Annotated in this window: 6 protein-coding genes; 4 read left to right on the top strand and 2 right to left on the bottom strand. The window is 66.3% G+C overall.

Translation table 11 applies throughout. The features are described from left to right. Positions 1-108: 108 nt before the first annotated feature. Both ACIRA7_RS13120 and ACIRA7_RS13115 read right to left on the bottom strand, forming a co-directional pair. Complete coding sequence (locus ACIRA7_RS13120) at positions 109-3045, bottom strand: TonB-dependent receptor domain-containing protein (RefSeq protein WP_396221293.1); 2937 nt, start codon at positions 3043-3045, stop codon at positions 109-111. A 65-nt stretch (positions 3046-3110) separates the two neighbouring features. Continuing rightward, positions 3111-4391 carry an acetylornithine deacetylase/succinyl-diaminopimelate desuccinylase family protein gene (locus ACIRA7_RS13115; RefSeq protein WP_396221292.1) on the bottom strand — a complete coding sequence of 427 codons (1281 nt, stop codon included), beginning with the start codon at positions 4389-4391 and terminating at the stop codon, positions 3111-3113. A gap of 124 nt (positions 4392-4515) precedes the next feature. Between ACIRA7_RS13115 and ACIRA7_RS13110 the strand changes: the two genes are divergently transcribed. The 4 genes from ACIRA7_RS13110 to ACIRA7_RS13095 all read left to right on the top strand — a co-directional run. Beyond that, entirely contained in the window at positions 4516-5949 is a 1434-nt protein-coding gene (locus ACIRA7_RS13110; protein WP_396221291.1) for a sodium:solute symporter, read from the top strand. A 10-nt stretch (positions 5950-5959) separates the two neighbouring features. After that, positions 5960-6745, top strand: coding sequence for an SDR family NAD(P)-dependent oxidoreductase (locus ACIRA7_RS13105; protein WP_396221290.1), 786 nt, complete (start codon positions 5960-5962; stop codon positions 6743-6745). Between the two features lie 13 nt (positions 6746-6758). Then, positions 6759-7832, top strand: a complete 1074-nt coding sequence (locus tag ACIRA7_RS13100; RefSeq protein ID WP_396221289.1) for a tartrate dehydrogenase — start codon at positions 6759-6761, stop codon at positions 7830-7832. Between the two features lie 73 nt (positions 7833-7905). Continuing rightward, positions 7906-8224, top strand: a 319-nt coding sequence (locus ACIRA7_RS13095; protein ID WP_396221288.1) for an aldehyde dehydrogenase family protein, incomplete at its 3' end; no start/stop codon positions are given.

Here is an 8224-nt window from a genome sequence, read left to right as displayed (position 1 = left end):
TCACCTCAGTCGGCCTGAAGCTGTCGCACCCAGAGGCCGCGAGGGCCGCAGCCACTGCCAGCAGCGGCAGGCGGGCGGCGGTGCGCAAATGGATCGGTCGGCGCATGGTCAGAACCCGAAGCGGAGAGTGAGGAGATAGCTGCGGGGGTTCACCTCGGTGGCGTAGTTGAAGCCACCAACGGCGGCACCCCCCTGCGTCCCGGCCGACGACAGGTCGGTCTCGGGGTCAAAGCTCGATGACGCCCACCGCCACGGATTCACGACCTGGAAGGCCACCCGCAGGTCCTTCGCCCCACGCGGCAACAGGCGTTCCGGCATCCGGTAGTCCGCTGACAGCGTGCGCAGCGCGACGTAGTCGGTGTTCTCCACCCACAAGTTCATCACTCGCTGCCAGATGGCTGCGCGGCTGCCGTTGTACGGCGCCTGCGCCAGCGCCGCCGCCGGCACGTAGCCGTCGGTGCCCGGCACGCCGTAGAGGTAGCGGAACGCCTTGTCGAACGATTGCGCTTGCGCCCCGAACTGGTAGTCGGCGCTGGTGCTGATGGTGAGCCGTGAGCCGATCCCGACCGACGCCCCGAAGCTGCCGAACTTGTCCGGCATCGGCTTCCCCAGGAACTGCAGCTCGCGGATCTCTGTGATCGCGCCGTTCCCGTTGAATACCGCCTGCGCCCCGCGCAGGTAGCCCACCGGAAACCCTTCCTGCACGATGCCCTGCACGGTGCTCGCTCCGTACCCGCTGATGGCGAACGGCGGCGTCCCGCCCAACCGCAGCACCTTGTTCTGCAGCGTGTTGAACGAGGCGTTCAGCGACAGTCGCCACGTCGGCGTGCTCACCGGCGTCGCCGTTGCCCGCAGCTCCATCCCCTTGTTGGAGATTTCGCCCACATTGGTCACCTGACTCACTTCACCGGTGGACGGCGCCGGCGGCGCGTTGATCAGCGCGTCCACCGTCCGGGCCGAGTACCACCCGAGTCCGAGCGTGAGCTTCTCCTGCAGGAACGACAGGTCGGCGCCCACTTCGGTGGTCCCCGTGCGCTCCGGCTTCAGGTTGATATTGCCGGGCTGTCCAAACGTTGCCGCCTGCTGGCCGAGGAAGGGGTTGATCGCCACCGTCCGATCGTTCGCGAACGGCTGCGGGAACTGCCCCGCCACACCGTAGGCGCCACGCAGCCGGATGTCGGAGAGCACCTCCTCCGAGACCAGCTTCCGCAGCCACCCCTCACTGCCCAGCGCCCACACCAGCCCGACCTTGGGGTACAACTGCGCACCGGTGTTGGCGCCGAAGGCGGTGTTCTTGTCGGCGCGCAGCCCCAGTTCGACGGTGTACTTCTCGCGCCAGCTGATGTTGCTCTGCCCGAAGAGTCCGTAGTTGGCCACCCGGAACGCGAGGTCCGTGCTCTGCGACACGCCGGCGCCCTGCAGCGTCAACTGCCCGTCGCGAACGTTGGTGGCCGTGTATGCCACCTGTACGTCGTCGTTTCGGAACAGCTGTGCCCCCACCGACGACACCACCGACAGATCCGACCCCACCGTCGCGCTGTGCTGTGCTCCGGCGCTGAAGGTGAACCCGGTGAATGTCCGCTCGAAGTTCTGGATCGTGCCGCGATCGGTCGTCCCCGCCGGGAATGCCCGCGTTGCGATGAGGAATTCGTTGGTGACCACCGACTTCTCGCGGCTGAACCGGTTGTTCAACCCGAAGGTCATGTTGGTCTTGAGCGCCGGCGTGGGGTTGTAGTCCACGCGGTGCGATGTCTGCCACGCCCGCGTAAACACGCGGTTGTTTTGCAGTCGCTCGGCGTTGTCCACAAACGTGCGGAGGCTGTCGTATCCGGCCGCTCCCAGCGCGTCGATGTCGTTGTTGAATCCGAACGCCGATGAGCGTCCTGCCTCGAGCACCCAGAGTGACGTGTAGCCGCCTGCGTTGCCGTTCCGGAAGCGCGGGTTGTCGGTTTCGTTGTAGGACAGCGACCCTTGATAGCGCCCCTTCGACCCAATGTTGGCGCCGATCGCGTTCCGGAAGCCGAACGCCCGGTTATCCCCGTACACGCGGTGACTTTCGCTGGCCCGCAGGTTCCCTGACAGGCTGTACGTGACGGCGCTGTTGCCTCCCTCGATGCCGGCCGCGTACTGCTGCGTGAGCCCACGGCGGTAGAGCAGGTCGTCGGTGCGGTCGAAGAACAGGAACTGTGTTTGTGGCGTATCGAACCCAGTCCGGGTTTCGAAGTAGCCCTTTGTTCCGCCCGCCGTGCCGCGCTTGGTAAAGATCTGCAGCACGCCGTTCGCCGCGTCCGACCCGTACAGCGTCGTTGCCGCGCCACCGGGGATGAACTCGATGCGTTCGATGTTGTCCATGGGCAGGTCCGCGATGGCGCTGGTCGCCGCCCCCTGCGCCCGCACTCCCGACACGTTCATGCCGAGGGCGGCGATGGTGTTGAGGTTGTCCATGCGCACGCCGTCCACATAGATCACCGGCGTGCCGTTGTTGCTCACCGACGTGATACCGCGCGTGCGCATGATGGACGTGGTGCCCGGCTGCCCGGACGTGAGTCGGATTTGCGCCGCGGGGAGGTTGGTCTGCAGCAGTTCGTCGAGTCGCCGGGCCGGCGACGCTTCGATCTTGTCGGCACCCACCACGTCCACCGTGGTAGCGATCCGTCGCTTCGAGATTTCACCGCCCTGCCCGGTGACGACCACCGCGTCCAAGTCCATCGGTCGCGATGCCAGCGCCGCGTTCACGGTGGCGGTCTGCCCAGCGGCCACGGTGACGGCCACGACCTTCGAGGCGTACCCGATCTGCCGGAAGTTGAGCGAGCGTGCCCCGACGGGGACGTCCGTCAACCGGTAACGCCCGGTGGCATCAGTCCGCGCCACCCGTAGCAGGTTGGCATCGGCGAACACCTGCACATTGGCGAGCGACACCCCAGTCCGCTCATCAGTGACCTGCCCGGCGACCGTGCCCGTTGCCTGGGCATGGAGGGGGGCGGCGGGCAAGACTCCGGCCGCGAAGGGCAGGAGCGCGGCCAGCCATCGGCAGCGACGTATCATCGGGACTCTACCTTAGGAAAGGGAAACGGATACCTGCACACATACGACCAGCTGTCACCACCTTCTCACGCGCTCCCGGTCAACTCCAGCAGCGAGAGTGCGAGCACTTTCGTCGACTGCACCAAGTCCTCGATCACGCAGTACTCGTCTGGCTGGTGCGCCAGATCGAGAATGCCCGGGCCGTAGGCGACGCAGTTGGGCACGCCGGCGATGCGATCGACATGCTTGTGATCGTACGTGCCGGGGCTGGCCGCGAGGACGGCGGGGCGCCCGAGCACCTGCTGGATCGATCGCTCGAGTGACGAGACCACCGAGGCGCCGTCGGGGGTGCGTACGGGATGCACCACCATCAGGTCGCGCAATTCATAGATCAGGTGCGGGGTCTCGCGGGCGGCGCGCTCCAGCAGCTCCACGATCTCGCCGCGCGTGGCGTCGAAGCCTTCCTCCACGAGAAAGCGCCGGTCGAACACGGCTCGACACAGGTCGGCCACACAGGGCGTCTGGATGCCGTCGATCGGCTGCCCACCCGCAATGCCGTTGATATTGAGCGTGGCATGGCGCGCGCCGTCCGGCTTGACCGGCACGGCGGTGGTACGCGCGCCCAGGGCGGGCATGAGCTCGCGGCGGATCTGATCGAGAATCACGCCCATGTGCTCGATGGCGCTCACCCCCAGAAAGGGCATGCAGCCGTGGGCGATGCGCCCGTGGGTGGTGACCTCGAACCAGTAGACGCCGCGATGACCCGTGTAGATGCGATCGGTGTTGGTGGGTTCGGTGATGATCACGGCGTCGGTGCGGTCGGCGCTGAGGCGCCCCTGCTGCGCCAGCCAGGCCATGCCGGCAAAGCCGCCGCTCTCTTCATCGACCGTTCCGCTGACCTCGACCGAGCCGACCAGCGGAACGCCGGCGCGCCGGATCGCTTCGGCCGCGTAGATGGCTGCGGTAATGCCGGCCTTCATGTCGCAGGTGCCGCGTCCATAAATGCGCCCATCGCGCACCAGCCCACCGAACGGATCGACCGTCCAACCGGCACCGGCCGGCACGACATCGAAGTGACCGTTGAGATGCACCAGCGGACGTTTCGTCATCCCTTCGCGTAGCCCCACCACGTTGACACGCGGATGCGCCGGGGTGTGATCGGCATGTCCTTCGGCGGTGAGATACTCTACCGCGAAGCCGCAGGCATCGAGGCGGCGACCGATGAAGTGCGCGCACTCCTCGTAGGCATCGCCCGGCGGATTGACGGTTGGGATGCGAACCATCTCGGCGGTGAAGTCGACCATTTCATCGGTGGCCGCATCGATGGCCGCGAACACACGATCGATCTGTTGCGCGGTGGTTGGCATGTCGGCGAACTACGCGTATCGCGCCAGACTTGTCAAGCACCAAAGCGCGGCGTAACTCTCGCGTTACTTCTCTCCGAAAAAATTCTCGCAACGGGACATGCCCCATGTGTGAGCGCCGCCGCCGGTGAACGTGCAACTCGTGCTGCTGATCGCGTACTCCGCGGCGCAGCTGGCGTTGGGTGCGTGGATTTCGCGTCGTGTGAAAACGGCCGGCGACTTCTTCGTGGCCGGTCGGGCGCTCGGTCCTGGGCTGCTCTTCAGCACGTTGCTGGCGGCGAACATCGGCGCCGGTTCCACCGTTGGCGCCACGGGCCTCGGTTATCGTGATGGTCTCGCCGCCATCTGGTGGGTACTCTCCGCCGGCCTCGGTTCCATCGTCCTCGGCTTCTGGATCGGTCCTGCCATCCGGCGCGTGGCGGCCACGCACGATCTCCGCACCGTCGGCGACTATCTCGAATTCCGCTATGGCGTCGTGGTGCGATCGGTCATTGCCGCGCTACTCTGGATCGGCGCCGTATTCATTCTTGCGGGCCAGCTGATCGCCGTGTCGTGGATTCTGAACGTCGTGGCCGGTGTGCCGAAAAGCGTCGGCTGCATTCTTGGCGGTGTGTTGATCACCGTGTACTTCGCGGCTGGTGGTTTGCTCACCTCCGCGTACGTGAACGTCGTGCAGCTCACCGTCAAGCTGGTAGGCTTCGCGATCGCCATTCCGTTTGCGCTGTCCGCATCGGGTGGATGGCAGGCCGTGCGCGCGCTGCAGCCCACGCCTGACTACTGGAATCCGTGGAGCAGCGGCGGCTCGGGACTCGTGTATCTCGCCATGCTCGGACCCGCCTTCATCGTATCGCCCGGTCTGCTGCAAAAAATCTATGGCGCCCGTGATGATCGCGCGGTGCGCATCGGTGTCGGGCTCAATGCGCTGGCGCTCATGTTGTACGCCGGCATTCCCGTATTGCTGGGCATGATGGCGCGCGCACAGTTTCCCAATCTGGCACAAGCCGAGCTGGCGTTGCCCACGCTACTGGTATCGGGTGTGCCGCTCGCGATCGGGACACTCGGGCTCGCGGCGGTGTTCTCCGCCGAGTTGAGCGCCGCCGACGCCGTACTCTTCATGCTCACCACGTCGCTCTCGCAGGATTTCTACAAGCGCTTCGTGAATCGTGAGGCGTCCGAGGTACAGATGTTGCGCGTCACTCGCATCACGGCGGTGTTGGCCGGTGCCCTTGGCGTGGGTGTGGCGCTCGCGGCGGCCGGCGTGGTGAGTGCCCTCAGTATCTTTTATACCATCATGGGCGTGAGTCTCTTCGTGCCCATCCTGGCCGGACTGTTCAGCCGTCGCGCCGCCACCGCCGATGCGCTCGCGGCGATCGTGGCCGGTATCGCCATCGTCGGGGGCCTCAAGCTGTGGCCCACGGCGTTGTCGATCGCCAGCGTGACGCCAGCCATGGCGGGACTGGCCGGTTCGATCACGGCCTTCTTTGTGGTTCAACTCATCCGGCGCGTGCTGGGCGGACCCAACGGCCCGACGCGCACCTCCCTTTCCCATCTCAGTGAGTAGATAGCGCGTCATGGCCAGCCACGGAATTTTCGATCTCACCGGCAAGGTTGCCGCCATCATCGGCGGCGCATCCGGCATCGGCGAAGCGGTCACCCTCGGCGCCGTCGCGCAGGGTGCCACGGTCGTCTGCCTCGATGTCGCGCAGGACAAGGCGGCGGCCGTCGCCGCGCAGGCCGGCGGCACCACCGAATCCGGTGTCATCGACATCACCGATGCGGCGTCGGTCGATCGTGCACTCGATGGCATCGTGGCCAAGCACGGCCGCCTCGATATCGTGATCTGCACCCCCAGCATCAACGTCCGGAAGAAGATCCTCGATTACACGAACGAAGAGCTCGATCGTGTGCTCAAGGTGAACGTGTCCGGCAACTTCAACGTGCTGCGCACCGCTGGACGCATCATGGTCGCGCAGCGGCGCGGCAGCATCGTGCTCTTTTCGTCGATCCGTTCCCTCGTGGTCGAGCCGGGACAGTCGGTGTATTCGGCCACCAAGGCGGGCATTCTGCAGCTGGCGCGTGGCGCGGCCAGCGAGTTCGGGCCGTACGGCGTGCGCGTGAACTGCGTGGGCCCTGGCGTGATCGAAACGCCGCTGACGGCGCCGATCAAGGCCAACGAAGACTGGTTCAACGCGTACGCGGCCAAGACGACGTTCAATCGCTGGGGCAAGCCCGAGGAAATGGTGGGACCCACGCTGTTCCTCGCTTCTGATGCCGCGAGCTACGTGAACGGCACGATCATCTACGCCGACGGCGGCTGGCTGGCCCAGGACGGTCGGTTCACGCCGCCGGGCATGTGACGCTCGCGTGTCGATGACCAGCCCTTCAACGACGTACCGCATTGCCGTCATTGCCGGCGACGGCATCGGCACGGAAGTGATCCCAGCCGGGATCGACGTGCTGCAGCGCGCGGTACGCGATGAGCCGTGCGTGCTCGAGTTCACGGCGTTTCCGTGGGGCTGCGAGTACTACCAGCGCACGGGCACCATGATGAGCGCGGACGCGCTCGACCAGCTGCAGGCGTTCGACGCGATCTATCTCGGCGCGGTCGGCGCCCCTGGGGTTCCCGATCACGTGTCGGTATGGGAGCTCATCTTGCCCATTCGCCAACGGTTCGATCAGTACGTGAACCTGCGGCCCATGCGCCTGTTGAACGGGGTCCCCGGCCCGCTCGCCGGTCGCGGGCCGGCGGACATCGACATGATCTGTGTGCGGGAAAATTCGGAAGGGGAGTACGCCGGGCTTGGCGGACGGCTGCACCGCGGCACGCCGCATGAAGTGGCCGAGCAGACCGGCCTGTTCACGCGGCGCGGGATCGATCGCATTGCACGCTTCGCCTTCGAACTCGCGGCACGCCGACCGAATCCCCGGCTGGCGAGTGCGACCAAGAGCAATGCGCTGCAGCATTCCATGGTGCTGTGGGACGAGACTCTCGATGCCGTGGCGGCCGATTTTCCCGACGTCGCGTTTCGCAAGTACCACGTGGATGCGCTCGCCGCGCGCATGGTAACGCATCCGGGCACGCTCGACGTGATCGTGGCGTCGAACCTGTTCGGGGACATTCTCACGGATCTCGGTGCCGCCATCTCGGGCAGCCTTGGCGTCGCACCTGGCGCCAACATCAACCCTGAGCGACACCATCCCTCCATGTTCGAGCCCATCCACGGCTCTGCTCCGGACATCGCCGGCCGCGGGATCGCGAATCCGATCGGGGCCATCTGGGCGGGTGCCATGATGCTCGATCATCTCGGCCTCACGGCCGCGCACGATCGGATCGTCCGGGCGATTGAACGCGTGGTCGGCGGCGGTGGTCCGCGCACGCCTGATCTGGGTGGCAGCGCCACCACGCGTGATGTCACCACGGCCGTAATCGACGCACTTGTCTGACCTCCGGCGGTCTGCGCGCACTTCGGTCGCGCCGTACCGCGCGCTCGTTTCCGTACTTCCTTCTGTCTGACGCATGACTTTGCCACGCATTCCGCACGTCGTCGCCGGCGCTCGCCATGACGCACATTCTACGCGCACGGCTCCCGTGTACGATCCCTCCACGGGCGCCGTCGCGGCGCACGTGCCGCTCGCCGATGCGGTCGATATCGAAGCCGTCATCGCGGATGCGGCGGCGGCGGCGCCGGCGTGGGGCGCTCGGTCGGCGCTCGATCGCGCACGCGTGCTCTTTCGATGGCGCGAGTTGTGCCTCGCCCACGCCGACGAGCTGGCGCACCTGATCAGTCGCGAGCATGGCAAAGTCGTGGCCGATGCGCGTGGTGAATTGCAGCGCG

This window comes from Gemmatimonas sp. (genome assembly GCF_044376735.1).
Taxonomy (GTDB): Bacteria; Gemmatimonadota; Gemmatimonadetes; order Gemmatimonadales; family Gemmatimonadaceae; genus Gemmatimonas.
The sequence above is the reverse complement of the archived record's forward strand: the minus strand, read 5'-3'. Positions and strand labels throughout refer to the sequence as shown.